The following is a 25,263-nucleotide window of genomic DNA, read 5'->3' on the forward strand; positions in this document are numbered from 1 at the left end:
GGGGCAGGCAAGCTGGAACCATGACTTCTGCTGACAAACCCGCCAAGGTCCTCGTCGTCGACGATGAGGAGAACATCAGGGAACTGCTGTCGGTGTCGTTGAAATTCCAGGGATACGAGGTCGTCGCCGCCGCCGACGGACCGCGCGCGCTCGACGTCGTCCGTACCTTCAAGCCGGACGTGCTGGTCCTCGATGTGATGATGCCGGGGATGGACGGGTTCGGCCTGCTCCGGCGCCTGCGGGCCGACGGTGTGGACGCCCCGGCCCTGTTCCTCTCGGCCCGGGACTCGGTGGAGGACAAGGTGAACGGACTCACGATCGGCGGCGACGACTACGTCACCAAGCCGTTCAGCCTCGAGGAGGTGGTGGCGCGGCTGGCCGTTCTGCTGCGGCGCAGCGGCTTCGGCGAAGGCGAGGCGCAACCGACTCGAATCGTCTTCTCCGATCTGGAACTCGACGACGAGACGCACGAGGTGTTCAAGAACGGTGAACTGGTCTCGCTCTCACCGACCGAGTTCACCCTGCTCCGGTACTTCATGGTCAACGCCGGGACCGTGCTGTCGAAGCCGCGGATCCTCGACCACGTGTGGAGCTACGACTTCGGCGGTGACGTGAACGTCGTCGAATCGTACGTCTCCTACCTGCGCCGCAAGATCGACACCGGGCCCAAGCGGCTCATCCACACGCTGCGCGGCGTGGGATACGTGATGCGTGAGCCCCGCGAATGACGATGAATCCGCCCGGCGTCGGCCCCGCTCCGCAACCGCCCGGCCCACCCCCTCCGCATCCGCACCTGCCGCACCGTGGCGGGCGCCGCGGTGTGCCGCTGCGGATCTCGCTGGTGGTGCTGACCGCCGTCCTCGTCGCCCTCGGTCTGGTGTTCTCCGGTTTCGCGGTCACCTCGGCGATGCGCGGCAACCTCATCTCGCGTACCGACGCCGGGCTGGACGACGCCGTCAACGGCTGGGCCCGGCCCCGCGATCTCTCCACCGACCACCGGACCGGCCCGCCCGGCCCCAAGCGCCCGCCGTCGCAGTACTACGTGTCCACGGAACTGCCGACCGGAATGACCCTGACGATCAGCGACTTCTCGTCGAGCCCGGACCTGAGTTCACTGCCCGACGGCGACGCGGCGCCGACGACCGTCGACTCCGCCGGCCCGGGGCCGCAGTGGAGGGTCATCAAGCGGCAGTCGGACTTCGGGTCCACGGTGGTGGCGATCCCGCTCACCGACGTCCAGGAGACGATGAACCGTCTCATCTGGCTGCAGGTGGGGATCGGCGCCGTCGTGGTGATCGTGATCGGCGTGCTCAGCTCGCTGCTCGTACGGTCGAGCCTGCGCCCGCTGCGCCGAGTGGAGGAGACCGCGCACGCGATCGCGGGAGGCGACCTGCACCGGCGAGTCGCCGAAGCCCCGGAGAACACCGAGGTGGGCAGTCTGGGCCGGTCGGTGAACGCCATGCTGACGCAGATCCAGGCGGCCTTCGCGGCGACTGCCCGATCCGAGCAGCAGGCCCGGCGGTCGGAGGAGAAGATGCGCCGGTTCGTCGCCGACGCATCGCATGAGCTGCGGACACCGCTCACGTCCATCAAGGGGTTCTCCGAGCTGCTCTCGATGGGCGCGGTGGACTCCGGCGACGCGGTCCGCCGGATCTCGTCGGAGGCCGACCGGATGAGCCTGCTCGTGGAGGACCTGCTGATCCTCGCGCGGCTCGACGCCCAGCGCCCGCTGAACCGCGGCGAGGTGGAGATCGTGCCGTTGGTGGCCGACGCCGTCGAAGGGGCGCGGGCCGGCGCGCCCGGATCGGACATCGCCTTCGACGTTCCGTCCGCCACCGGCGATCCGGTGGTGGTCGGCGACGTCGCCCGGCTGACACAGGTGGTGCGCAATCTGGTCGGGAACGCCGTCGCCCACGCGGGGCCGGACGCGCACATCCGGGTGGTCGTGGAATCGTCGCCGTCGGACGTGCGGGTCACGGTGGTCGACGACGGACCGGGAATGACATCCGAGGACGCCGAGCATGTCTTCGAGCGCTTCTACCGGGGCGATCACTCCCGCCACCGGGAGGTCCCGGGGGCCGGGAACGGACTCGGCCTCTCCATCGTGGCGGCGCTCGTCGACGCCCACGGCGGCCGGGTCGGGGTCGACACCGCACCGGGCGAGGGCGCGCGATTCTGGTTCATCCTGCCCCGGATCGACACCGCGGGATTCGCCGGCGCCGCCGGAACCGACGAGCCGGACCACCCGCCTGCGGAGGTCTGAGGCTCGTCCTACACTCGGGTCATGCCTTCGGTCTTCACGCACATCATCAACGGCGATCTGCCGGGCCGCTTCGTCTGGAAGGACGGCGTCTCGGTCGGCTTCATGACCATCGCGCCGGTCACTCCGGGGCACGTGCTGGTGGTGCCGCGCAAGGAGATCGATCACTGGGAGCAGATCGACACGCCCACGTTCACGCATATGACCGACGTGTCGCAGAAGATCGGCCGAGCGGTCAAGGACGCCTTCGACGCCCCGCGGATGGGCATGCTGATCGCCGGTCTGGAAGTGCCGCACCTGCACATCCACGTGTTCCCGGCGCACTCGCTGGAGTCGTTCGATCTGACCAAGGCCGACCAGAATCCCTCGCCGGAGTCGCTCGACGACGCCGCCGAGCGGATTCGCGTCAGCCTGCGCGCGCTCGGCTACGGGGAGAACGTCCCGGACTGAGCCGTCGCGGCCGCGCCTCACGCGGTCTTGTGGACCACCAGCGGCAGGACGGCGGAGGCCCCGGACTCGCGCAGTGCCGCGGCGGCGAGGGTGACCGGCCAGCCGGACCCGGTCTCGTCGATCACCAGGAGCACCGCGCCCGACACAGCGGGCATGGGCCCGAGGTGGTCGCGCCAGTACGCCGCCTCGTCCGCGCCGGTGGCCTCTCGACCGGGCCGCGGGCCGGGCCGCACCGGGAGCGCGTCGCCGGTGCGGCGGCCCACCTCGCGCAGTCGTTGAGCGAGGGTAGCGGCCAGCGTGCCGCCCGTGAGGTCGAGCGAGTAGATCACGTCCGGCCGCACTCCCGACGATCGTCCCCACTGCGCGACCACGGTCACGGCGGCTTCGGCGAGAGCGCTCGACGCCTCCGAGTCGCCCGCCTTCGCGGCGTCGAGGACATCGCGCCACTGGGGTGCGTCGGCGAAGGCCAGCACCCGTCCCGGTTCGGCCATGGCGCCGGGCGGGATCCGGCCGCGGCTGCCGAAGGCGCCGCCCGGCCACATCTTGCGGGGTTCGAGGAGTTCGGCGTCGCGCCGCAGCACGGCTCCGACCTCGGCGACGATCCGGGTCTCCGGTGCCTCCGCGAGCCCGGGGGTGATCTCGCCCCGGCACACCGAGCAGCGCCCGCAGTCCTGGGAGCGAGGATCGTCGAGGGACTCGGTCAGCAGACGCATGAGGCACTTCTCGCCGCGGATGAACGAGCGCATGATGTCGGCCTCGCGACGCCGGACGGCGAGGACGCCCTCGTAGTGCTCGGCGTCGTACACCCAGGGCTTCCCGGTGACCGACCACCCCTCGCTCGATCGCTCGACCACTCCGTCGACCGCCAACTGTTTGCACATCAGTTCCACACGGCCGCGGCGGATACCGGTCGCGGACTCCAGGCCCGGGACCGTCATCGGGCCGTCGGTGTCGCCCAGCGTCTGCAGCAGTCGTTCCATGCGCGCCGGGTCGGGGATCGTCGCGGTGGCGAAATGCTCCCAGATCGCGTCGTCGAGCCGGGAGGCGAGGAGCATCACCACCGCCTCGTCGAGCGCACGGCCGGCACGGCCCACCTGCTGGTAGTACGAGACCGGAGACGGCGGGGCTCCCACATGCACGACGAACCCCAGATCCGGTTTGTCGAAACCCATCCCGAGCGCCGACGTCGCGATGAGAGCTTTGACGCGGCCCGCGAGCAGATCGTCTTCGAGGCGATGCCTTTCCTCGGCGGGCAGTCCGCCGGTGTAGGCCGCGACCGCGAGTTCGTCCCCGTGGACGGCGCGGATCGCCCGGACAAGGCGATCGGCGTCCGCGACGGTGAGCACGTAGACGATTCCGGAACCGGGAAGCATCGGTAGTTCCTGTGCTACCCAGGCGTACCGCTGCAGTGGGTCGAGTCCATCGATCACGTTGAGATGCAATGACTTCCGTGCCAACGGGCCGCGCAGGACAAGCGTGGCGTCGCCGAGCTGCGCCGCGACGTCGTCGGTGACGCGGGCGTTGGCGGTGGCAGTGGTCGCCAGCACGGAGGTCTGCGGATTCAGCCGCTGCAGCACGTCCGACACGCGCCGGTAGTCGGGACGGAAGTCGTGTCCCCAGTCGGAGATGGCGTGGGCCTCGTCGATCACGACCAGTCCGAGCCGCCCGGCGAGAGCTTCGAGCACGCGGCGACCGAAGCCCGGATTGGCGAGCCGTTCGGGCGACACGAGCAGTACGTCGAGCGAACCGTCGAGCAACGCGCTCTCGATGGCCGACCATTCGTCGATATTCGCCGAATTCACTGTGGCAGCACGCAGTCCGCCGCGCGTGGCCGCCGCCACCTGGTCGCGCATCAGCGACAGCAGTGGCGAGACGATGAGGGTCGGTCCGCCGCCGGCCGCACGGATGACGGCCGTGGCCGCCCAGTACACGGCGGACTTGCCCCAGCCGGTGGCCTGCACCACGAGCACGCGGGCGCCGGGCGCGGCCAGGGCTGCCACCGCAGTCTCCTGGTCCGCCCGCAGCCGGGCGTCGGGGCCGGCGAGCGAGGTGATGACCTGATCGGCGATCTCCCGCTGCGGGGGAGTGAGCTGCTGCGGTGGGGACGTGACCATGGCGCCCAATGTATCGCCGCTCCCGGACTGTAACGACTCCGTCATCCACAGGAATCTCCCAGCAGTGGCCCAGGGCCGCGGGAGCGAACCGCACGATTCTCGTAGCCATGACAGAAGTTCTGAGCCGGGCATCGACCGAGGGCGAGTCGGTGCCCGACCGACCGGTCCTCGATGTGGTGATGCCGGTCTACAACGAAGAAAACGATCTGGAGCAGTCGGTTCGCCGGCTGCACCGCCATCTGGCCGACAGCGTGCCGTATCCGGCGCGGATCACTGTGGCCGACAATGCGAGTACGGACTCGACCCTTGCGATCGCGCTGAGACTGCAGGCGGAGATCCCGGGCGTTCGCGTGGTCCACCTCGACTTGAAGGGGCGGGGGCGGGCGCTCAACCACGTCTGGCGCGACAATGACGCTCAGATCGTCGCGTACTGCGACGTCGATCTCTCCACCGACCTCAATGCGCTGATGCCGCTCATCGCCCCCTTGATCTCGGGGCACTCCGACATCGCGATCGGCACTCGGCTGTCGCACTCGTCCCGGGTGATCCGGGGCGCCAAGCGGGAGTTCATCTCGCGCTCGTACAACCTGATCCTGCGCACCGCGATGGGCGCCCGCTTCTCCGACGCGCAGTGCGGCTTCAAGGCGATGCGCACCGATGTGGCCCGCGGACTGCTGCCGTACGTCGAGGACACCGGATGGTTCTTCGACACCGAACTGCTGGTTCTCGCCGAACGCGTCGGTCTGCGAATCGCGGAGGTTCCGGTGGATTGGATCGACGATCCCGACAGTTCAGTCGACATCGTCGCCACCGCGATCGCCGATCTGCGCGGGTGCGCACGCGTCGGCTGGGCGCGCGCCACCGGTCGGATCCCGGTGGCCGAACTGCGCAAGACACTCGGACGGGATCGATTGCCGGGGCCGGTGATCGACGGTGTGCCGCACGGAATGGTCGGTCAGCTGGCCCGGTTCTGCGCCGTCGGCCTGGTGTCGACGGTGGCGTTCGCGCTTCTGTATCTCCTGTTGCGGCCGGCCGGTGCACAGGCCGCCAACTTCCTGGCGCTGGCGATCACCGCGGTGCTGAACACCGCGGCCAACCGCCGCTTCACCTTCGGCGTCCGCGGGCGCCAGGACCGGGCGCGGCACCACCTGTTCGGGTGGGGTGTGTTCCTCTTCGGCTGGGCGGTGACGGCGGGTTCGCTCTTCGCGCTGCACCGCTGGAACCCGGATGCCGGCCGCGCACTGGAACTGACCGTACTGGTCGCCTCCAACCTCGTCGCCACCGCGACACGTTTCGTCGGGCTGCGGTGGGTGTTCCGCCGGCGCCCCTCCGTCGCGGCGCCGGCCGAGCAGACCTCTATCGAACGGAGTGCCGCATGACTGCGACCGTCCTCGATCGGCCGCAACCGGCCGAACCCCTGCCCGATGATCCCGACCGGACGCGCAGTGCGCTGTGGCGCCGGCTGTCGCTGGCGGCGCTGCTGGTGGGGACCACCGTCCTCTACCTGTGGAATCTCTCGATCAACGGTTGGGCGAACTCCTTCTACACGGCTGCGATCCAGGCGGGTTCGCAGTCGTGGAAGGCGTGGTTCTTCGGGTCGTCCGACATGGCGAACTCGATCACCGTCGACAAGCCGCCCGCATCCCTGTGGATCCCCGCGCTGTCGGTGCGAGTCTTCGGCCTCAACTCGTGGTCGGTGCTGGTCCCCGAGGTGCTGATGGGTGTCGGGTCGGTGGCGCTGCTGTACTTCATCACCCGCCGCTACTTCGGCCACTGGGCCGGCATCGGTGCGGGCGCCGTGTTGGCGCTGACCCCGGTGGCCGCGATGATGTTCCGGTTCGACAACCCCGAGGCCCTGCTGATCCTGCTCATGATCGCGGCGTGCGGCGCGGTGCTGCGCGCGATGGAGCCCGGCGCGAAGAGCGTGTGGTGGATGGTCGCGGCAGGCACGGCGGTCGGATTCGGTTTCCTCACCAAGCAGCTGGAGGTGATGCTGATCGTTCCGGCGATGGCCGTGACCTACCTGGCGTTCGGTCCCGGACGGTGGCTGCGTCGCATCGGGCATCTGTTCGCCTCACTGGGTGCGCTGATCGTGAGTGCCGGCTGGTGGGTCCTGGCCGTGGAACTCTGGCCGGCGTCGAGCCGTCCGTACATCGGCGGTTCGCAGAACAACTCGATCCTCGAGCTGACGTTCGGCTACAACGGTCTCGGCCGGCTCGACGGGAACGAGAAGGGCAGCGTGGGCGGTGGCGGACGCGCTCGCGAGATGAGCGGCGCGGCAGCCGAGATGTTCGGCCAGGGCGGTCCGGGGGGTCCCGGCGCCGGCGGCCCGGGCGGCGGCATGTGGGGCTCCACCGGCTGGCTCCGGATGTTCGAGCCGGCGCAGGGCGGTCAGATCGCCTGGCTGATCCCGTCGTCCCTGATTCTGGGAGTGGCGGCGCTGGTTCTGATCGGGCGGGCCTCACGTACCGATCTGCGGCGTGCCTACTTGAGCGTCTTCGGACTGTGGATGCTGATCATGGTCGGCGTCTTCAGCTTCATGGCGGGCATCTTCCACAGCTATTACACGGCGGCCATCGCTCCCGCTCTGGCGGCGGTGATCGCGGTGTCGGCGGTCGTGTGCTGGCGCGAACGGGCCGCGTTGTGGGTTCGGCTGGTGCTGGCCGCCGCGACGTGGACCGCGGCGATCTGGGGATTCGTGCTGCTGAACCGCTCGGCCGATTTCGTCCCGTGGCTGCGGTTCGTCGTCCTCGTCGTGGGGATCGTCGCGGGAGCGCTGATGCTGGGGGCTCAGCGTGGCGTGCTCGCCGCGGTCGCTGCGTCGCTCGCGGTTCTCGCCGGCCTGGCGGGTCCGCTCGCCTACACGGTCGACACGGTGACCACGGCTAAGCAGGGCTCGATCATCAGCGCCGGTCCCCAGGTCGAAGGCGAATTCGGGCCGGGGGGCGGGCACGGTCGGCACGGCCGGTTCAACGGCGCGTTCGGGCCACCGGGAGCGGGCCGGACGCAGGCCGGTGCACGTGGCGGATTCCCCGGCATGGGCGGTGCGCCGGGAATGGGCGCCCCGGGCCAGGCGGGCGGAGGTCCCGGAGCCTCACCGGCGGGCGGCCTGCTGAACGGATCCACGCCGTCTGACGAGATGGTCGCGGTCCTGCGGAACGACGCCGATCGGTACACGTGGGTCGCGGCGGCAATCGGTTCCAACGAGGCCTCCGGCTATCAGATCGCCAGCGGATACTCGGTGATGCCGATCGGCGGGTTCAACGGGACCGACCCGTCGCCGACCCTGGACCAGTTCAAGCAGTACGTCGCCGACGGCAGGATTCACTACTTCATCTCGGGCGGCCGGGGTGATCGCGGTGGTGAGGGCTTCGGCGGAATGCCCGGCATGGGGGAGAGCGGGACGTCGTCGGAGATCAGTTCGTGGGTCAAGGAGCACTTCACCGCCACGACGGTCGACGGTGTGACTCTCTACGACCTCACGTCGCCGAAGAACTGACCGATGGTGCTCCGGGGACGCCGCGTCGCCGGAGCACCGTCGTTCTTCTCGCCCGGGTGGGACGATGGTTGTGTGTCGTCCACCAGACGCCTCTCGCAGGATCACCTGCGCACGATGCTGGCCGTGTACCGGTCGGGGTCGTTTCATGCGGCCGCTCGGCACCTGGGGGTCTCGGCACCGACGGTCGCCAACCACATCCACCTGGTCGAGGACCATTTCGGCGTCCGGATGTTCGAGCGGAGCGCCGACGGCACGGTGCCGACGGTCGCGGCTCACGAGATCGCCGCACAGATCGCGACGCATCTCGACGAGATCGACCGCCTGATCGCCGGTGATCTGCGTCGGTCTCCGACCGGCGGTCTCATGGTCTCGCTGGGCGGACCGTGCGAGTTCGTCACCGAGCAGTTGCTTCCGGCGCTCGCCGGCGACACTACGCGTCTGCCGCGAATCGCCTTCGAATTCGGTGATTCGCGGCGGATGCTTGCCGAACTCGACGCCGGGCGGCTCGACCTCGCGGTGGTCTCCGGGATCCGGCCGAGCGGAGCCGGAGTCCGGGCGTGGCCGGTGGCCCGGGAGCGGTTCTGGCTGGTCGCGGCACCGGGACTGACCGACGGGACCGAGCCGCCCGCCGAACTGGATGCGGCCGGTCTGATCGCTTACGACGATCACCTCCCGCTGCTGCGGCGGTATTGGAACACGGTGTTCGGAGTCGATCCGCGGTTCGATCCGACGATCGTCCTGCCCGATCTGGTGGCGATGAAGGCCGCGGCGCTCGCCGGGCTCGGCGTCACCGTCCTGCCGAGCTATCTGGTTCACGAGGAGGTCCGGAGCGGGGCCCTGGTGCGACTGGACCGCCGTCGGGACCCGCCGAGCAGCACGGTGTTCCTCGCCGCGGGCGAACCCGCGCTCGCGGCTCGCCCACCACTGCTCCGGTTCGCCGAACTGCTGGTGGATCGGATCACCGGGTACCAGGAGAACGTGACGCAGTAGCGCCACCGGCGGATGCGGGGGCGACCGCGCGCGGCGCGCAGTCGCTCCGCCGGTTCCTTGGCCCCCGATGCGGTGGGCTCTACGGTGTTCGACGTGAGCGTGTCGACCACCATCCGGCGCATGTCCGGACGCGATCCGGCCGAGGACGGCCGGGCCGCCAGCGATCTGGAGGTCTTCTACGACCTCGTCTTCGTCGTCGCCTTCTCGATCGCGGGCGCCCAATTGGCGGAGTACCTCGCCGAGGGGCACTACCGTGCGGCCGTGATCGGCTACGCCATCGCCACCTTCGCCGCGGTGTGGGCCTGGATCAACTTCGCCTGGTTCTCCTCCGCCTTCGACACCGACGACTGGGTGTACCGGCTGCTGACACTGGTGCAGATGGTCGGCGTGGCGATCATCGCGATCGGGTTGCCGCCGGTGTTCGCGTCGATCGACGCGAACCGCCACGTCGACCTCGCGGTGGTGGTGATCGGCTACATCGTGATGCGCGCCGGAATGATCGTGCAGTGGCTGCGGGCGGCCGTACAGGCTCCCGAATACCGCGCCACGTGTCTGACGTACGCGCTGATGACGACCGTCGCGCAGGTGGGCTGGGTGGCGGTCGCCGCGGTCTCGATGACGCTCGGGCCCACGCTCATCGCGATCGCGGTGTGCATGGTGGCCGAACTGCTGGGACCCGCGATCGCCGAGACACGGTTCCGGGCCACTCCCTGGCACCCCGGGCACATCGTCGAACGGTATTCGACGCTGGTGGTGATCACCCTCGGCGAAGGTGTGGTCGGGACGGTCGCGGTGCTGCAGGCGGTCATCGGGCGAACCGGCTGGAGCACGGAGACCGCGGTGCTCGGCCTGACGGCGATGGGCGTCACGTTCGCCATGTGGTGGCTGTACTTCCAACTCGAGGTGGGGCGCCCGCTGGCGGCGCGGCCGGGAATGGCCTTCGTTTTCGGCTACGGCAGCATGCCGATCGTCATCGGCTGCGCGGCCGTCGGCGCCGGCCTGCACGTGGTGGCGATGTGGCTGGAGGGTGAGGCCGAGATCTCCCAAGCTGCGGTCTACGGTGCCGTCGCGGTGCCGTTGGCGGTGTTCTGCCTGGGTACGATCGTCATGTTCTATCTGCTGGCAGGCGCCGACCGGCTGCTGATCCCGCTGTTCCTCGCGGCGTCGGTGCCGCTCATCGCCGGCGGGGTGCTGGCCGTGTCCGGCGTGGGGTTGCTCGCCTGCGTGGTGGTCGGGTGCCTGACTCCGGTCCTGCCGTTGCTGTTGGTGGAGGCGTCGGCTCGCCGACGCTGATCCACCCGGTCGACGGCATCGCGCCCCCGTCGCCGGGCGGTGGCATCGCCGTCGGGCCGGACCCACTACCCTGAACGGCGTGCGCGTACTCGTGATCGGCTCGGGCGGCCGCGAACATGCCCTTCTCCTCGGACTCGACCGCGATCCGTCGGTGACGCAGTTGCATGCGGCGCCCGGCAACGCCGGTACGGCCGCGCTGGCCACCAACCACTCCGTCGACGTCGCGTCGGCCGACGCCGTCGTGGCACTGGCTCGGGAGATCGACGCGGATCTGGTGGTGATCGGCCCCGAGGTCCCGTTGGTCCTCGGGGTGGCCGATGCCCTGCGCGAAGCAGGCTTCGACACCTTCGGTCCGAGTGCCGCGGCCGCGCAGATCGAGGGGTCCAAGGCCTTCGCCAAGGACGTGATGGCCGCGGCGGGCGTGCGCACCGCCCGAGCGGAGATCGTCGACAACCCCGCCGACCTGGATGCCGCGCTGGACCGCTTCGGTCCCACCTGGGTGGTGAAGGACGACGGTCTGGCCGCAGGCAAGGGCGTCGTGGTGACCTCCGACCGCGATGCGGCGCGTGCCCACGCGGCCGACTGCCTCGAACACGGACATCCGGTGCTGCTCGAGAGTTTCCTCGACGGTCCCGAGGTGTCGCTGTTCTGCCTGGTGGACGGTGAGACGGTGGTCCCGCTGCTGCCCGCGCAGGATCACAAGCGCGTCGGCGACGGCGACGCCGGACCCAACACCGGCGGAATGGGCGCGTACACGCCGCTTCCGTGGCTGCCGCAGTCGATGGTCGATCGGATCGTCGACGAGGTGTGCGAACCCGTCGCCGCGGAACTGGTCCGGAGGGGCACGCCGTTCTCCGGTCTGCTGTACGCCGGCCTGGCGATCGGCTCCGACGGGCCCGCAGTGGTCGAGTTCAACTGCCGCTTCGGCGACCCCGAGACACAGGCGGTGCTCGAACTGCTCGAATCGCCGCTGGGCGAGGCGCTGGCCGCGACCGCTCGCGGTACGCTCGCCGATCTGCCGCCGCTGCGGTGGCATGACGGTGCGGCCGTGGTGGTGGTCCTCGCGGCGGAGAACTACCCGGGCCGTCCCCGGACCGGCGACGCGATCACCGGCGCCACAGCCGAAGGCGTACTGCATGCGGGAACAGCGGTCGCCGCCGACGGCCGGATCGTCTCCTCCGGGGGGCGTGTGCTGTCGGTGGTCGGCCGCGGCGCCGATCTGGCGTCCGCGCGGGCGCAGGCCTACGAGCGGCTGGCCGGAGTGCGGCTGCCGGGCGCGCATTTCCGGACCGACATCGGCAAGGCCGCCGAAGACGGACTCATCTCCATCTGATCGCGCGCGTCCTCCGCCCGAATGACGCGGGGTCACGCCGCTTCGCATGCCGTCGATCTATCCCGTGAGGTCGGGAGATTCGAGGGAGGCGACGATGAGGATCAGTCAATCGGTGCGAGGGGTGACCGCGGTGGCGGCGCTCGGTCTGGCATTGACCGCATGCACCACCGCCGGCACGGCGACCGACGCGGCACGCTCTGCGACCACCGCGGAGTCGACGGTGCCGAGCCAGTCGCGACACGGTTCCGACCCGAAGCCGGATGCACAGCAGCCGACCGCACAGCAGCAGGAGACGGTCGACGAACCCGGTGTGCAGCCGCCGGCGGCGCCCGACCGGGACGTCCGGAGCACGCCCGTCGCCCAGACCACATCGGTCGCCGATACCGATTCCGATACCGACGCCGGCCGGCCGGGCAGTGGTCACGGGCTGTGCTTCGACCTGAACTCGGCGCTCGCCCGGGATGCGATCGCGACGCTGGGACCGGACTCGAACGGCGGATCGTGGGTGCCGCGGGGTGCCAGCGAGCACCCGCTGGCGCACGGCTGCGGACTGGACTGGATGCTCGTGGACGGCAGCGGATTCAACGACGCCACCTACACCTCGAGGGTTCTGCTGTTCGCCGGCGGCCAGTATCTGGGGACCGTGGAGCCGCACGAGTACTCGTACACCTCGGTCGCCGGCGACACCCTGAACTCGGTCACCGTCCGGTACCGGTGGCTGCGCGACGACGATCCGTTCTGCTGCCCGCAGGGCGGTCCGACCGATGTGACCGCGACACTGTCCGGCGGGGCAGTGGTTCGAAGCGGCCAGTTCCCGCCCTCGGTCTGACGCCGGGGCCGCTCGTCGATCTCGATCAGCGCGCGAGATTGCGGCCGAGGAACTCCACCTGATCGGGCAGCACCGACCGCCAGAACCGGTTGGTGTGTCCGCCGGGCGTGGTGGAGAAGGCGGCGGGAGGATGCAGGTCCGCGGCCCATTGCCGGGTGTAGGTGTAGAACTGGTCGGCCATGCCGATCGAGATCATCAGCGGGATCTTGCTGAACGCGTGTTGCTGCCCGAACAACGAATTGGCCTGGTAGTCGGCGTAGGAATCGAACGCCCGGGGCGGGAAGTTCGCGGGGTCGGCCCACATCGCCGGGGAACTCACGGCGATCGCCGCGACCCGCGGTGCGCCGATGAGAGCGCCGAGTCGGAGCGCGCCGTATCCGCCCATCGACCAGCCGTAGAGACCGATGCGGTCGGTCCGGAGGTTCAGCCGCTGGTCGCCGTCCAGCATCGGAATGAACTCGTCGACGATCATCGCGGCGCCGTCGGTGCCGTCGGTGCGAGCGTGGAAATAGTTGCGTGCCACGTCGACGCTCGCCACCGCGAACGGCGGGTTCCCCGCGTCCACGTACTGCTGAACCACGCCCTGGATGTTGAGCGCCTTGCTGAAGATGCTGCGCTCGTCGGTGTTCAGCGCGTGGGCCACTATGACCACCGGGAGTTCGCCGGTCACACCGTTGGGGCGGCTCACCGCCCACCGGGTGTCGCGGCCGGCCATCTTCGTCGAGACGAAGCTGCCGGTCAGTACGGGCGGATCGTTCGGGATCTCCGGGGGATCGGTCTGCACCGGAAGTCGGTCGTCGCCGCCGACGTTCGCGGCGTCGCGAGGGACCAGCGGATCGGAGGTGCTGCAGGCCGCGACCCCGCCGAGCGCGGCCAGCCCGGCGACCCCGGTCAGCAGCGAACGCCGGGACAGCGCACGCCGCGAAGTCGCCGAATCGTCGGCGACAGTCGCGGCGGATTGGCGGGAGGGATCGCGCAAGACCATGTCGGGAAGCGAGTCTACCGCGTGGGGCGACTCGGTTCCGACGACGTACGAGCGGTCCCTCCCAGCCCTCGGCGCTCGGACGCGGGCCGGCTCAGTGAGCGGCCGACCGCGGATCGGGGCAGGTGCAGCGGCGGTCGGCGGGGACCGGGCCCATCACGTCGGCGACGTGTTCACCACAGCCGTCCCAAGTGATCTTTCCGCACTTACCGCAGGTGACGGGGAAGCACATGTCGAGTCCTTTCAGGGGGTGTCTGCTGATCGTTGACTACTGCTCGTTCAGGCGCCGGCCGACAGCGATTCGACGGCGGCGGTGAGCCTGGCGGTCGCCTCGTCCGCAACGTCGGCGAGGCCGGGGTTGTCGACCACGGTCACCATCAGTTGCGGGTTCATCGCCTCGACGATGCTGCGTCCCGGATCGTCGGTGTCGGCGCGGACGACGACGTTACAGGGCAGGAGGAGCCCGATCTGCCGCTCGGCGGTCACCGCTCGGTGGGCGAGGGGAGGGTTGCACGCGCCGAGGATCACGTAATCCTCCATCTCCGCGCCGATCTTCGTCTTGAGGGTAGCCGCCATGTCGATCTCGGTGAGGACGCCGAAGCCCTGGGCGGACAACGCTTCGCGCGTTCGGGCGACGGCCTCGTCGAGCGGGGCGTCGACGGTGGTGGAGATGGCGAGTTTCATGTCTTCCTCCGGGGTTCGGTCGGTGCGGTCGGGGCAGGGCGGGTAGTTCAGGCGAGGGTGAGGAAGAGCTTCTCGAGGGTCTCCATGTCGGGAGCGTCGTCGTTCTGGTCGCTCAGGCACTCGCGCAGGTTGGTGGCGATGATCTTGAAACCGGCGCGGTCGAGGGCGCGGGACACCGCTGCGAGTTGCGTGACGATGTCCTTGCAATCGCGCCCGTCCTCGATCATCGCGATCACGCCGCCCAACTGTCCCTGCGCGCGGCGCAGCCGGTTCAGTACGGCCGTGGTCGACTCGTCGTCACTGCGCATGCTGTTCTCCTGGAGTCCGGTTGAGTACGGTCTCCAGCATACCCCGAGGGGTATCTGTCGTGCACTGTCGTTTTCCGGGGGCGCCCGTCCGGGCACTACACTGCGTAGACGTGGGTAAACCTGCCATCAGCAATGTCCTGGCCAACCGTTACGCGTCTGCGGACCTCGCCGAGATCTGGTCGCCGCGCAACAAGATCGTTCTCGAGCGCCGCCTCTGGATCGCCGTGATGAAGGCGCAGCGCGACCTCGGGATCGACGTCCCCGCCGAGGCGATCGCCGACTACGAACGAGTGGTCGGCGACGTCGACCTCGATTCGATCGCCGACCGCGAGCGGGTGACCCGCCATGACGTGAAGGCGCGGATCGAGGAGTTCAACGCGCTCGCCGGTCACGAGCAGATCCACAAGGGCATGACCAGCCGCGACCTCACCGAGAACGTGGAGCAGCTGCAGGTGCTCGTCTCGCTGCGCCACGTCCGCGACCACGCCGTCGCCACCCTCGCGCGCATCACCGAGCGGGCCGCGCAGTACTCGTCGATCGTGATGGCCGGCCGCAGCCACAACGTCGCCGCGCAGGCCACCACCCTCGGCAAGCGGTTCGCCAGTGCCGCGGACGAGCTGATGACCGCGCTGACCCGCCTGGACGAGCTGATCGCGCGGTACCCGCTGCGCGGAATCAAGGGCCCGATGGGTACCAGCCAGGACATGCTCGATCTGCTCGACGGCGACGCCGCCAAGCTCGCCCGGCTCGAAGGGGAGGTGGCCCGGCATCTCGGCTTCGCGAACGCCTTCACCTCGGTGGGCCAGGTGTACCCGCGTTCGCTCGACTACGACGTCGTCTCCGCGCTCGTGCAACTGGCGGCCGGGCCGTCGTCGCTGGCCACCACCATCCGCTTGATGGCCGGCCACGAACTGGTCACCGAGGGCTTCCAGCCCGGCCAGGTGGGCAGTTCGGCGATGCCGCACAAGATGAACACCCGCAGCTGCGAGCGCGTCAACGGTCTCACGGTGATCCTCCGCGGCTACGCGTCCATGACCGGCGAACTCGCGGGCAACCAGTGGAATGAGGGCGACGTCTTCTGCTCGGTGGTCCGCCGTGTGGCGCTGCCGGACGCCTTCTTCGCGATCGACGGGCTGATGGAGACCTTCCTGACGGTCCTCGCGGAGTTCGGCGCGTACCCCGAGGTGATCGCCAACGAATTGGACCGGTACCTGCCGTTCCTCGCGACCACCAAGGTGCTGATGGCGTCGGTGCGCGCGGGCGTCGGCCGCGAGACGGCGCACGAGGCGATCAAGGAGAACGCCGTCGCCGTGGCACTCGCCATGCGCGAGGAGGGCCGCGAACCGGATCTCCTCGACCGGCTGGCCGCCGACGACCGGATCCCCCTCGACCGCGCGGCACTCGACGAGCTCATCGCCGACAAGTCCGCCTTCGTCGGTGCCGCGGAGGCACAGGTCGCCCAGGTGATCGCGAATGCCGCGGCCTGGATCGACGCGAACCCCGCCGCCGCGGCGTACACGCCCGCCCCGATTCTCTAGGAGCCCCGCATGCGTCCCACCCTCGCCGACTACCGGCACATCGCGTCGGGCAAGGTCCGTGACATCTACCAGATCGACGACGCCACGCTGCTGATGGTCACCTCCGATCGCATCTCGGCGTACGACTTCATCCTCGACACCCCGATCCCGGACAAGGGCCGGATTCTCACGGCGGCCAGCTTCTTCTGGTTCGAGCACCTCGGGGTGCCGAACCATCTCGACGGCGGTCCCGCCGACGAACGCATCCCGGCCGAACTCGTCGGCCGGTCGATGGTCGTCAAGAAGCTGCCGATGGTGCAGGTGGAGTGCGTCGCTCGCGGCTATCTGACCGGTTCGGGCCTGGCCGACTATCAGGCCACCGGCGCCGTCTGCGGCGTGCGGCTGCCCGCCGGGCTCGGTGAGGCCGACAAGCTCCCGGAACCGATCTTCACCCCGGCCACCAAGGCGGCCGTGGGTGACCACGACGAGAACGTCAGCTTCGACCAGGTGGCCGAGACGGTCGGCGCCGACCTGGCGGAACGGCTGCGCGACGCGACGCTCGACATCTACGGCCGCGGATCCCAGCTGGCCGCTGAGCGCGGAATCATCCTCGCGGACACCAAGTTCGAGTTCGGACAAGCGGCCGACGGTTCACTGATCCTCGCCGACGAAGTGCTGACCCCCGATTCCTCCCGCTACTGGGACGCCGCGACCTACGAGCCGGGCAGAGTGCAGCCGAGCTTCGACAAACAGATCGTCCGCAACTGGCTCACCGGACCGGATTCGGGTTGGGACCGCACGGGCGAACAGCGGCCGCCGGCCCTGCCCGCCGACGTCGTCGAGCGGACTCGGGCGCGGTACATCGAGGCGTACGAACGGATCTCGCAGCAGAGTTTCGCCGATTGGCCGGACGCCCAGCATGGCTGATCGGGTGGCCCCGCCGGTCGCGAAGAAGGTTCCGACGCCGCGCGTCCACCACGGTGACGTCGTCGTCGACGATTACGAGTGGATGCGCGACAAGGATGACCCGGAGGTCATCGCCTACCTGGAAGCCCAGAACGCGTTCGTCGAGCAGGAGACCGCGCACCTGGCGCAGCTCAGGCGCGACATCTTCGGCGAGATCAAGTCGCGCGTCCAGGAGACCGACATGAGCGTGCCGACGCGCAGCGGACGCTTCTGGTACTTCACCCGGACCACCGAAGGACAGCAGTACGCCGTCAGCTGCCGCTGCCCGATCGCCTCGCCCGACGACTGGACGCCGCCCGAGGTGACTCCGGGCGTCGCGCTGCCCGGCGAGGAGATCGTCTTCGACGCCAACGCCGAGGCGAGGGGTCACGACTTCTTCAGCTTGGGCGCCACGTCCGTGAGCCACGACGGCGACTGGCTCGCCTACAGCACCGACGTCAAGGGCGACGAACGCTACACCCTCCGCATCAGGAATCTGGTGACCGGGGAACTCCTCCCGGACACGATCGCCGGCATCGCGGCCGGCGCGACCTGGTCGCGCGATGCGAGGTACGTCTTCTACTCCACGGTCGACGACGCCTGGCGTCCCGACACCGTCTGGCGCCACGAGGTGGGATCGGCGGAGCCGGACGTGCAGGTGTTCCACGAACCCGATGAGCGCTACTGGGTGGGCATCGGCACCACGCAGAGCGAGGACTACCTCGTGCTGAGCGTGGGCTCCAAGGTGACGTCCGAGGCGCTGGTCCTGAGTGCGGACGATCCGACGGGCGAGTTCGTGTCCGTGGCGGGGCGTACCGACGGAGTCGACTACTCGGTCGAGCACGCGCGGATCGCGGGCCAGGACTGGTTCGTCATCGTCCACAACGGCGAGCGCGACGGCGTCAAGGCGATCGACTTCGCGGTCGACCTCGTTCCCGTGGGAGACTTCGGCGCGCGCCGGGAATTGATCCCGCACCGTCCCGGCCGCCGTCTAGAGGACGTCGACTGCTTCCGCGACTACCTCGTGCTGTCGTACCGGGCGGACGCGCTGCCGCGACTGGCCATCGCCGACCTGCGGCGGGTGGACGGCATCCCGGCGCCCGACGACTTCGTCGAGGTGACCTTCCCCCAGGAACTGCGTTCGGCAGGGCTCGGCGCCAACGCCGAGTGGGACACCCCCCGGTTGCGGATCGTGTACACCAGCTACGTGGATCCGGCCGAGGTGTTCGACCTCGACGTCGCCACCGGTGAACGGACACTGCTGCGGAGGCAGCCGGTGCTCGGCGGGTACGACCCCGACGACTACACCGCGGTCCGGGAGTGGGCGGTGGCAGGCGACGGCACCCGGGTGCCGGTCTCGCTGGTGTTCCGCCGCGACCTCGACCGCTCCGCGCCCGCGCCGATGCTGCTGTACGGCTACGGCTCCTACGAGACCTGCCTGGACCCCGGTTTCTCGGTGGCACGGCTGTCGATGCTCGACCGTGGAATGGTCATGGCCTTCGCGCACGTGCGGGGAGGCGGCGAAATGGGACGGCTCTGGTACGAGAACGGCAAGACGCTCTCCAAGAAGAACACCTTCACCGACTTCATCGACGTCGCCCGGCACCTCATCGACACGGGCTGGACCTCGCCGGACCACCTGGTGGCAGAGGGCGGCAGTGCCGGCGGTCTGCTCGTCGGTGCCGTGGTGAACCTGGCTCCCGAACTGTTCAACGGAGTACTCGCCGCGGTGCCCTTCGTGGACGCTCTCACCTCGATCCTCGATCCGTCGCTCCCGCTGACGGTGATCGAGTGGGACGAGTGGGGCGATCCGCTCCACGATCCCGAGGTGTACGCGTACATGAAGTCGTACTCGCCGTACGAGAACGTCGCGCCGCGGCCGTATCCGGCGATCCTCGCCGAGAACTCTCTGCACGACACCCGCGTCCTCTTCGTCGAGGCCGCGAAGTGGGTGGCGCGATTGCAGGAGTGCACCACGTCGGAGAACCCGGTGCTGCTCAAGACCGAGATGACCGCCGGCCACGGCGGCGTCTCCGGCCGGTACAAGCAGTGGGAGGAGACCGCCTTCGAACTGGCCTGGATCCTCCAGCAGTCGGGGCGCCGGCCGGTCGAGGCTGACAATCGGCCGGCAGGGTCCGCAGACGAGTGACGCCCCCGGTCTCCCGGGGGCGTCACTGTCGGTCGGCTGATCGCGATCAGTGGAGCGCGACCGGCACCGGCTGCTCCTCGGTGTCGGCGGCGACCATCTTCTTGCGGGGCAGGAAGAAGGCGGGGATCAGAGTCAGGGCCACCAGCGCCGTCGCCACGATGAACGTGTTGCCGTACGTGGACGCGATGTCGGAGATCACGTTCTGGCCTGCCGCGCCGACCGCGGCGGGATCCCGCACATCGACGCCGTTCTCGATCATCGCGTTCATCGTCTTGGTCTGGTCGCCTCCGGCCTGCATGATCGCCCGCGACAGCGGGGCGAGCATGGTGGTGAAGATGACCGTGATGACGGCGGTGCCGATGGACGACGAGGTCTGCTGAATCGCGTTCATCAGAGTGGAGCCGTCGGCGATCTCCGAACCCCGCAGGGTGGCCAGCGACGCCGACATGATCGGCATCATCGTCATGCCCATGCCGAGGCCCTGGACGAACAGCGCGAGGCACAGGAACCAGTACGAGGTGTCGGTGCCCAGCGTGATGAACGCTGCGACGCCGACGGCGATGAGGACCAGGCCCGCGAGGACGAACTTGCCGGGTCCGATCTTGTCGGTCATCTTGCCCGCGATCGGCATCGTCAGCATCGCGCCCAGGCCCTGCGGCGCCAGGAGCAGGCCCGCCATCAGCGTCGACTCTCCTCGCACCACGATGAAGTACTGCGGGTACAGCAGCGACGCGCCGAAGAAGGCGATCGCGAACAGCGACATCGTGATCACCGATACGCGCAGGGTGGAGTTGCGGAACAGGCGCAGGTCCAGCAGCGGGTTGGTGGTGCGGAAGGCGTGCCAGACGAAGGCGATGATCAGAATCGCGCCGACGATCATCGGGCCGTACACGCGCGGCGTGCCGAAGGTCCGCTCCTCGGCGCTCGAGGAGACGCCGAACAGGAACAACGCCAGACCGGGCGAGAGCATGAGAAGGCCGGGGAAGTCGATCTTCTTGCCGGGCTCGGCGCCGCCGCCGGGCAGCGCGAAGAAGGCGTACACGAGGGCGATGACACCGATCGGGACGTTGATCAGGAACACCCAGTGCCACGAGGCGATCTCGATCAGCCATCCGCCGAGGATCGGGCCCATGATGGGGCCGAGCAGCATCGGGATGCCGAGAACTGCCATCACCGAGCCGACGCGCTCGGGCCCGGCCGCGCGGGTCATGATCATCATGCCGATCGGCATGAGCAGACCGCCGCCGAAGCCCTGGAGCACGCGGAACGCGACGAGCGAGCCGATGTTCCAGGCCATCGCGCACAGGACCGAGCCGATCAGGAACAGGATGAGCGAGGCCATGTAGACGCGTTTGGTGCCGAAACGCGATGCGGCCCAGCTGGCGGTCGGGATCACCGCGGCCAGCGCCAGGGTGTAACCGGTCATCGACCACGCGGCACCGGCCGAGGTGGTGTCGAACTCGGACATGAAGGTGGGCTGAGCGACGGCGACGACGGTCACGTCGAGGATCGACATGATCGCGCCGAGCACCACCACGCCGGCGACGATGAAGACGTCACGTCCCAGCTTGTCGCTCGCGGTCCCCGGTGGGGATGAGGTCATGAGGTTCTCTTTCTAGGTTCGTGAAGAGTCGGCGAAGGATGGGGTGGGAGGAAGCGCATCCAGTGCGCTCGACAGCGCCGAGGCGAGGTCGCCGCGGACGTCACTGGGAATCTCGGCGACGAGGTCGGCGAGGTCGTCGTCCCGCATCCGGAACTGAGTCGCGATCATCTCGCGCCCGTGATCGGAGAGGGACAGGCGCTTCACCCGGCGATCGCACTCGTCCTCCCTGCGGGTGACGAGATCGAGCACCACCAGCCGGTCGGCCCCGCGGCCGGCCGCGGCGAGCGACAGGCCGACGGCGTCGGCGAGTTCGTTCACCGACAGGTCGTGATCGCAGCGGGACAGGACCATCAGCATCCGGAGCTGCGAGAGGGTCATGTCGGTGGCCGCCACGCGGTCGACGGTGTTGCAGGAGGCGCGTGCCGCGACCCGCTCGAGAAATGCCACAAGAGCTCGGGTGCAGGCCTCGACGGAAGTATCGGATTCGGACACCTCGAAGAACTTACGCTGGCGCAACTATTGCTGCAACGCAATGAGTGGTGAGTTGCCTCACCGGTGTTTAGGCTGTGGGACATGGGTCACTCCAACATCAAAGACATCCCCGTCCGTGCCCTCGACGGCAGCGATTTCAGCCTCGCCGGCCTGCCCGGCCCGCTGCTCGTGGTGAACGTCGCCTCCAAGTGCGGTCTCACTCCGCAGTACACGGCGCTCGAACAGTTGCAGAAGGACTACGGTCCCCGCGGGCTCACCGTGGTCGGCGTCCCGTGCAATCAGTTCATGGGTCAGGAGCCCGGCAGTGCCGACGAGATCGCGACCTTCTGCTCCACCACGTACGGCGTCACTTTCCCGCTGCTGGAGAAGACCGACGTGAACGGCGCCGATCGGCATCCGCTGTACGCCGCGCTGACCCAGACACCCGACGCGGACGGCGAATCCGGCGACATCCAATGGAACTTCGAGAAGTTCCTCGTCGACGCCGACGGCACGGTGCTGCGCCGCTTCCGTCCGCGCACCGAACCGGGCTCCCCGGAAGTGATCGGGGCCATCGAGGCGGCGCTCAGCGACGCCTCTTGAGCCAGGTAGAGTAGGCGCGTAACCGTTCTGCCCCCGTGGGTGGGACATTCGAGACCATCGGTGTGAGGAGCAGTGCCCGAATGGCGCGTGTAGTGGTCGATGTGATGCCCAAGGCCGAGATCCTGGACCCGCAGGGCCAGGCCATCGTCGGAGCGCTGGGGCGCCTCGGATTCGCGGGCGTGGCAGACGTCCGTCAGGGCAAGAGGTTCGAGCTGGAGGTGGACGGCACCGTCGACGACGCCGCCCTCGAGCGGATCGCCGAAGAGCTCCTGACCAACACGGTCATCGAGAACTTCAACGTCACCCGCGTCGCGGAGTAGCGGCCACATGACTGCTCGCATCGGAGTCATCACCTTCCCCGGCACCCTCGACGACGTCGATGCCGCTCGCGCGGTCGACGCGGCCGGCGGCGAGGCCGTGAGCCTGTGGCACGGCGACGCCGACCTCAAGGGGGTCGACGCCGTCGTCGTTCCCGGCGGCTTCTCGTACGGCGACTACCTGCGCTGCGGGGCCATCGCCAAGTTCGCCCCGGTGATGGGCGAAGTGGTGGAGGCCGCTCAGCGCGGCATGCCGGTCCTGGGGATCTGCAACGGTTTCCAGATCCTCTGCGAGGCCGGGCTCCTGCCGGGAGCGCTCACCCGCAACGAGGGACTGCACTTCATCTGCCGGGACCAGTGGCTCCGTGTGGAGTCGAACACCACGGCGTGGACCTCGCGCTACGAGGTCGGCGCTGAGATCCTCATTCCGCTGAAGTCGGGCGAGGGACGCTACGTCGCCTCCCAGCGCCAACTCGAAGAACTCAAGGGCGAGGGCCGGATCGCGTTCACGTATGCCGGCGACAACCCGAACGGTTCGAGCCTGGACATCGCGGGCATCGCGAGCGCCGACGGTCGCGTGGTGGGTCTCATGCCGCACCCGGAGCACGCCATCGAGGCGCTCACCGGCCCCAGCGACGACGGTCTCGGTCTCTTCTACTCGGCACTGGACGCGGTGCTCGCGGCCGTCTGATGACGGTCGACACGACTGCGACGGCGGCGGGGCTCGGTGACTTCATCGACGCCTCGCCGTCGCCTTTTCACGTCTGCGCGACCGTCGCCGCGACCCTGGACGCCGCTGGGTATCAGCGGCTGTCGGAGACCGATTCCTGGGCCGGACCGGACGGAGCCGCGTCGAATCCCGCCTCGGGCAGGCACTACGTGGTCCGCGGCGGCTCGATCATCGCCTGGGATGCCTCGGCCGCCGCTGACGACCCGCGCTTCCGGATCGTGGGCGGCCACACCGACAGCCCCAACCTGCGCGTCAAGCAGAATCCCGATCGCGTCAGCGCGGGTCTGGCGACCGTCGCGCTGGAACCGTACGGCGGCGCCTGGCTGAACTCGTGGCTCGACCGCGACCTCGGTCTGTCGGGCCGGCTGGCCTACGACGCCGGCGGAACGGTGGCCTTCGAGCTGGTCCGGATCGACGAGCCCATCCTGCGCATCCCTCAGTTGGCGATCCATCTGTCGGAGGACCGCAAGGGCGTGAGCCTGGACCCGCAGCGGCATGTCGACGCGATCCGCGGCGTCGGAGAGGCGCAGCCACTGCTGGCCTTCGTCGCGGACCGTGCCGGGCTCGACGCCGACGCGGTGCTCGGCTGGGAGTTGATGACGCACGACGTCGCGCCGTCGCGGATCGTCGGTGCGGCGGGGGATCTCCTGAGCGCGCCGCGACTGGACAATCAGGGCACCTGCTACGCCGGACTGCGCGCACTGCTCGACGCGGGATCGGGCGAGCGGTCGGGTGCGATCTCGATGCTGGCGCTGTTCGACCACGAAGAGGTCGGCTCGGGGTCGGAGCGCGGGGCGTCGTCGGACTTCCTCGTGACGGTGTGCGAACGGATCGTCGCCGCGTCCGGAGGTGATCGCGACGACTTCCTCCGCACGATGGCCGCCAGCGTCTGCGTGTCGGGCGACATGGCGCACGCGACGCATCCCAATTACCCCGATCGCCACGAACCGTCGCACCGCATCGCGGTCAACGGCGGTCCGGTGCTCAAGGTGAATCAGAATCTGCGGTACGCCTCCGACGCCATCGGCGAGGCCGAGTTCGCGCTGGCGTGCCGAGACGCCGGCGTGCCGCTGCAGCGATACATCCATCGCGCGGACCTCCCGTGCGGTTCGACGATCGGGCCGGTCACCGCCACGCGTACGGGGCTGCTGACCGTCGACGTCGGCGCACCTCAGCTCGCGATGCACAGCTGCCGCGAGTTGATGGGAGCCGACGACGTTCCGATGTATTCGGCGGCGTTGGCGGCCTTCCTGCGTCGGTAGCCGCCCGGGGCTCAGTTCAGTGCGGCCTCGATGACCTCGGTGAACGGTGTGCCGGGTCGGCCTCGGAGGTCGGCCAGATCCGTCGAATCGGAGTCGAGGGCGCCCTTGCCCGCCCCGGTGTCGGAATCGGCGAGGACGGCGGCGAATCCGGCCGGAACGCCGGCCGATTCCAGCGCCGCGGCGTATTCGGCCTCCGGGAGATCCCGGTAGGTCACCGGGCGACCGGAGACCGCCGCGAACGTCGCCGCGATGTCGGCATACGTGAGGTGCTCGCCGCCGGCGAGTTCGTACACCGCGCCCGCCGGAGCGTTGATCAGCGCCGCGGCAGCGGCGTCGGCGTAGTCGGCACGCGCCGCGGGTGCGACCACACCGTCTCCGGCGCTGCCCGCGAAGACTCCCGACTCGACGGCGGGCGCCAGCGAGCGCGCATAGTTCTCCGAGTACCAGCCGTTGCGCAGCAGCACCGTGTCGATACCGCTCGCCGCGAGGAGCTTCTCGGTCTCGCGGTGTTCGTCGGCCAGGACGAGTGGTGACGAATCGGCGCGCAGGATGCTCGTGTAAGCGATCAGGCCGACCCCGGCGTGCGTGGCCGCCTCGATCACGTTGGTGTGTTGCGGCAGGCGTCGACCCACCTCCGAACCGGACACCAGCAGCAGCTTGTCGACGCCCGCCAGCGCGGTGCGCAGGGCCGGCGGATCGGCGTAGTCGGCGACGCGCACGGTGACGCCCGCAGCCGCCAGGCCGCTCGCCTTCGTCTCGTCGCGGACCACGGCGACGATGTCGGAGGCCGTGACGCCTCGCTCGATCAAGGAGTGGACGGCGGCGGAGCCGAGTCCGCCGGTCGCGCCGGTCACTGCGTACCTGGTCATGGGGAGTCCTCTCGTGGTCGGCGTAATGATGACGCCGATGAATTTGCGCTGTCAA

23 protein-coding genes are annotated in these 25,263 nt (G+C 69.3%); 16 read left to right on the forward strand and 7 right to left on the reverse strand.

Annotation, left to right across the window (positions count from 1 at the left end; genetic code table 11):
• Positions 1-20 precede the first annotated feature (20 nt).
• From ABFX36_RS16040 to ABFX36_RS16050, 3 genes are read left to right on the forward strand one after another with little or no spacing between them, the layout of a single operon-like run.
• Positions 21-728, forward strand: a complete 708-nt coding sequence (locus ABFX36_RS16040) for a response regulator transcription factor (protein ID WP_346077341.1) — start codon at positions 21-23, stop codon at positions 726-728.
• Positions 725-2,263: a sensor histidine kinase gene (locus tag ABFX36_RS16045; protein WP_082084040.1), complete on the forward strand. Its 1,539-nt coding sequence runs from the start codon at positions 725-727 to the stop codon at positions 2,261-2,263. Before ABFX36_RS16040 ends, ABFX36_RS16045 begins: the two co-directional genes overlap by 4 nt.
• Positions 2,264-2,284: 21 nt before the next feature.
• Positions 2,285-2,710, forward strand: coding sequence for an HIT family protein (locus ABFX36_RS16050; protein ID WP_006897324.1), 426 nt, complete (start codon positions 2,285-2,287; stop codon positions 2,708-2,710).
• Between the two features lie 17 nt (positions 2,711-2,727).
• Here the strand turns inward: ABFX36_RS16050 and ABFX36_RS16055 are convergent, their stop codons facing one another.
• Complete coding sequence (locus ABFX36_RS16055) at positions 2,728-4,824, reverse strand: RecQ family ATP-dependent DNA helicase (RefSeq protein WP_346077344.1); 2,097 nt, start codon at positions 4,822-4,824, stop codon at positions 2,728-2,730.
• 107 nt (positions 4,825-4,931) lie between these two features.
• Between ABFX36_RS16055 and ABFX36_RS16060 the strand changes: the two genes are divergently transcribed.
• The 6 genes from ABFX36_RS16060 to ABFX36_RS16085 all read left to right on the forward strand — a co-directional run bounded on the left by ABFX36_RS16060 (position 4,932) and on the right by ABFX36_RS16085 (position 12,768).
• On the forward strand, positions 4,932-6,203 hold the full coding sequence (locus ABFX36_RS16060; protein ID WP_346077346.1) for a bifunctional glycosyltransferase family 2/GtrA family protein: 1,272 nt from the start codon (positions 4,932-4,934) through the stop codon (positions 6,201-6,203).
• Entirely contained in the window at positions 6,200-8,323 is a 2,124-nt protein-coding gene (locus ABFX36_RS16065; protein ID WP_062366018.1) for an ArnT family glycosyltransferase, read from the forward strand. The genes ABFX36_RS16060 and ABFX36_RS16065 overlap by 4 nt, the downstream gene beginning before the upstream one ends.
• Before the next feature lie 72 nt (positions 8,324-8,395).
• Positions 8,396-9,313 (forward strand): LysR family transcriptional regulator, encoded by a 918-nt coding sequence (locus tag ABFX36_RS16070; RefSeq protein WP_346077349.1) that lies wholly within the window; start codon positions 8,396-8,398, stop codon positions 9,311-9,313.
• Positions 9,314-9,406: 93 nt separating this feature from the next.
• Positions 9,407-10,606, forward strand: coding sequence for a low temperature requirement protein A (locus tag ABFX36_RS16075; protein WP_308128695.1), 1,200 nt, complete (start codon positions 9,407-9,409; stop codon positions 10,604-10,606).
• A gap of 79 nt (positions 10,607-10,685) precedes the next feature.
• Positions 10,686-11,939 carry a phosphoribosylamine--glycine ligase gene (gene purD, locus ABFX36_RS16080; protein ID WP_197078057.1) on the forward strand — a complete coding sequence of 418 codons (1,254 nt, stop codon included), beginning with the start codon at positions 10,686-10,688 and terminating at the stop codon, positions 11,937-11,939.
• A gap of 94 nt (positions 11,940-12,033) precedes the next feature.
• On the forward strand, positions 12,034-12,768 hold the full coding sequence (locus ABFX36_RS16085) for an LppP/LprE family lipoprotein (protein WP_045537849.1): 735 nt from the start codon (positions 12,034-12,036) through the stop codon (positions 12,766-12,768).
• 25 nt (positions 12,769-12,793) lie between these two features.
• Here the strand turns inward: ABFX36_RS16085 and ABFX36_RS16090 are convergent, their stop codons facing one another.
• The 3 genes from ABFX36_RS16090 to ABFX36_RS16100 form a co-directional block, all read right to left on the reverse strand.
• Positions 12,794-13,753, reverse strand: coding sequence for an alpha/beta hydrolase (locus ABFX36_RS16090; RefSeq protein WP_222110997.1), 960 nt, complete (start codon positions 13,751-13,753; stop codon positions 12,794-12,796).
• 276 nt (positions 13,754-14,029) lie between these two features.
• Complete coding sequence (locus ABFX36_RS16095; RefSeq protein WP_006897314.1) at positions 14,030-14,434, reverse strand: DUF302 domain-containing protein; 405 nt, start codon at positions 14,432-14,434, stop codon at positions 14,030-14,032.
• A gap of 47 nt (positions 14,435-14,481) precedes the next feature.
• The gene (locus tag ABFX36_RS16100; RefSeq protein ID WP_006897313.1) at positions 14,482-14,742 is read right to left on the reverse strand and encodes a metal-sensitive transcriptional regulator; all 261 of its coding nucleotides are present in this window, start codon (positions 14,740-14,742) and stop codon (positions 14,482-14,484) included.
• A 110-nt stretch (positions 14,743-14,852) separates the two neighbouring features.
• Between ABFX36_RS16100 and purB the strand changes: the two genes are divergently transcribed.
• From purB to ABFX36_RS16115, 3 genes are read left to right on the forward strand one after another with little or no spacing between them, the layout of a single operon-like run.
• Positions 14,853-16,280 carry an adenylosuccinate lyase gene (gene purB, locus ABFX36_RS16105; RefSeq protein ID WP_006897312.1) on the forward strand — a complete coding sequence of 476 codons (1,428 nt, stop codon included), beginning with the start codon at positions 14,853-14,855 and terminating at the stop codon, positions 16,278-16,280.
• A gap of 9 nt (positions 16,281-16,289) precedes the next feature.
• Positions 16,290-17,186: a phosphoribosylaminoimidazolesuccinocarboxamide synthase gene (locus ABFX36_RS16110; RefSeq protein ID WP_346077354.1), complete on the forward strand. Its 897-nt coding sequence runs from the start codon at positions 16,290-16,292 to the stop codon at positions 17,184-17,186.
• Positions 17,179-19,353, forward strand: coding sequence for a S9 family peptidase (locus ABFX36_RS16115; RefSeq protein ID WP_346077356.1), 2,175 nt, complete (start codon positions 17,179-17,181; stop codon positions 19,351-19,353). The genes ABFX36_RS16110 and ABFX36_RS16115 overlap by 8 nt, the downstream gene beginning before the upstream one ends.
• Before the next feature lie 46 nt (positions 19,354-19,399).
• Here ABFX36_RS16115 and ABFX36_RS16120 read toward each other — a convergent pair whose 3' ends face one another.
• Together ABFX36_RS16120 and ABFX36_RS16125 are read right to left on the reverse strand one after the other, a co-directional pair.
• Positions 19,400-20,956: a DHA2 family efflux MFS transporter permease subunit gene (locus ABFX36_RS16120; RefSeq protein ID WP_006897309.1), complete on the reverse strand. Its 1,557-nt coding sequence runs from the start codon at positions 20,954-20,956 to the stop codon at positions 19,400-19,402.
• A 12-nt stretch (positions 20,957-20,968) separates the two neighbouring features.
• Complete coding sequence (locus tag ABFX36_RS16125) at positions 20,969-21,448, reverse strand: MarR family winged helix-turn-helix transcriptional regulator (protein ID WP_006897308.1); 480 nt, start codon at positions 21,446-21,448, stop codon at positions 20,969-20,971.
• Between the two features lie 81 nt (positions 21,449-21,529).
• On the opposite strand from ABFX36_RS16125, the gene ABFX36_RS16130 reads away from it, so the two are divergent.
• From ABFX36_RS16130 to ABFX36_RS16145, 4 genes are all read left to right on the forward strand, one after another.
• Positions 21,530-22,030 (forward strand): glutathione peroxidase, encoded by a 501-nt coding sequence (locus ABFX36_RS16130; protein WP_039867746.1) that lies wholly within the window; start codon positions 21,530-21,532, stop codon positions 22,028-22,030.
• Between the two features lie 80 nt (positions 22,031-22,110).
• On the forward strand, positions 22,111-22,350 hold the full coding sequence (gene purS / locus ABFX36_RS16135; protein WP_006897306.1) for a phosphoribosylformylglycinamidine synthase subunit PurS: 240 nt from the start codon (positions 22,111-22,113) through the stop codon (positions 22,348-22,350).
• A gap of 7 nt (positions 22,351-22,357) precedes the next feature.
• Positions 22,358-23,038, forward strand: a complete 681-nt coding sequence (gene purQ / locus ABFX36_RS16140; protein WP_006897305.1) for a phosphoribosylformylglycinamidine synthase subunit PurQ — start codon at positions 22,358-22,360, stop codon at positions 23,036-23,038.
• A complete protein-coding gene (locus ABFX36_RS16145) occupies positions 23,038-24,339 on the forward strand; it encodes a M18 family aminopeptidase (RefSeq protein ID WP_278124957.1) in 1,302 nt (433 codons plus the stop codon). The genes purQ and ABFX36_RS16145 overlap by 1 nt, the downstream gene beginning before the upstream one ends.
• Positions 24,340-24,350: 11 nt before the next feature.
• Here the strand turns inward: ABFX36_RS16145 and ABFX36_RS16150 are convergent, their stop codons facing one another.
• Positions 24,351-25,208 carry an SDR family oxidoreductase gene (locus ABFX36_RS16150; RefSeq protein ID WP_278124956.1) on the reverse strand — a complete coding sequence of 286 codons (858 nt, stop codon included), beginning with the start codon at positions 25,206-25,208 and terminating at the stop codon, positions 24,351-24,353.
• Positions 25,209-25,263: the final 55 nt, after the last annotated feature.

The sequence above is a fragment of the Gordonia cholesterolivorans genome, from assembly GCF_039531975.1.
In the GTDB taxonomy this organism is placed as follows: Bacteria; Actinomycetota; Actinomycetes; order Mycobacteriales; family Mycobacteriaceae; genus Gordonia; species Gordonia sihwensis.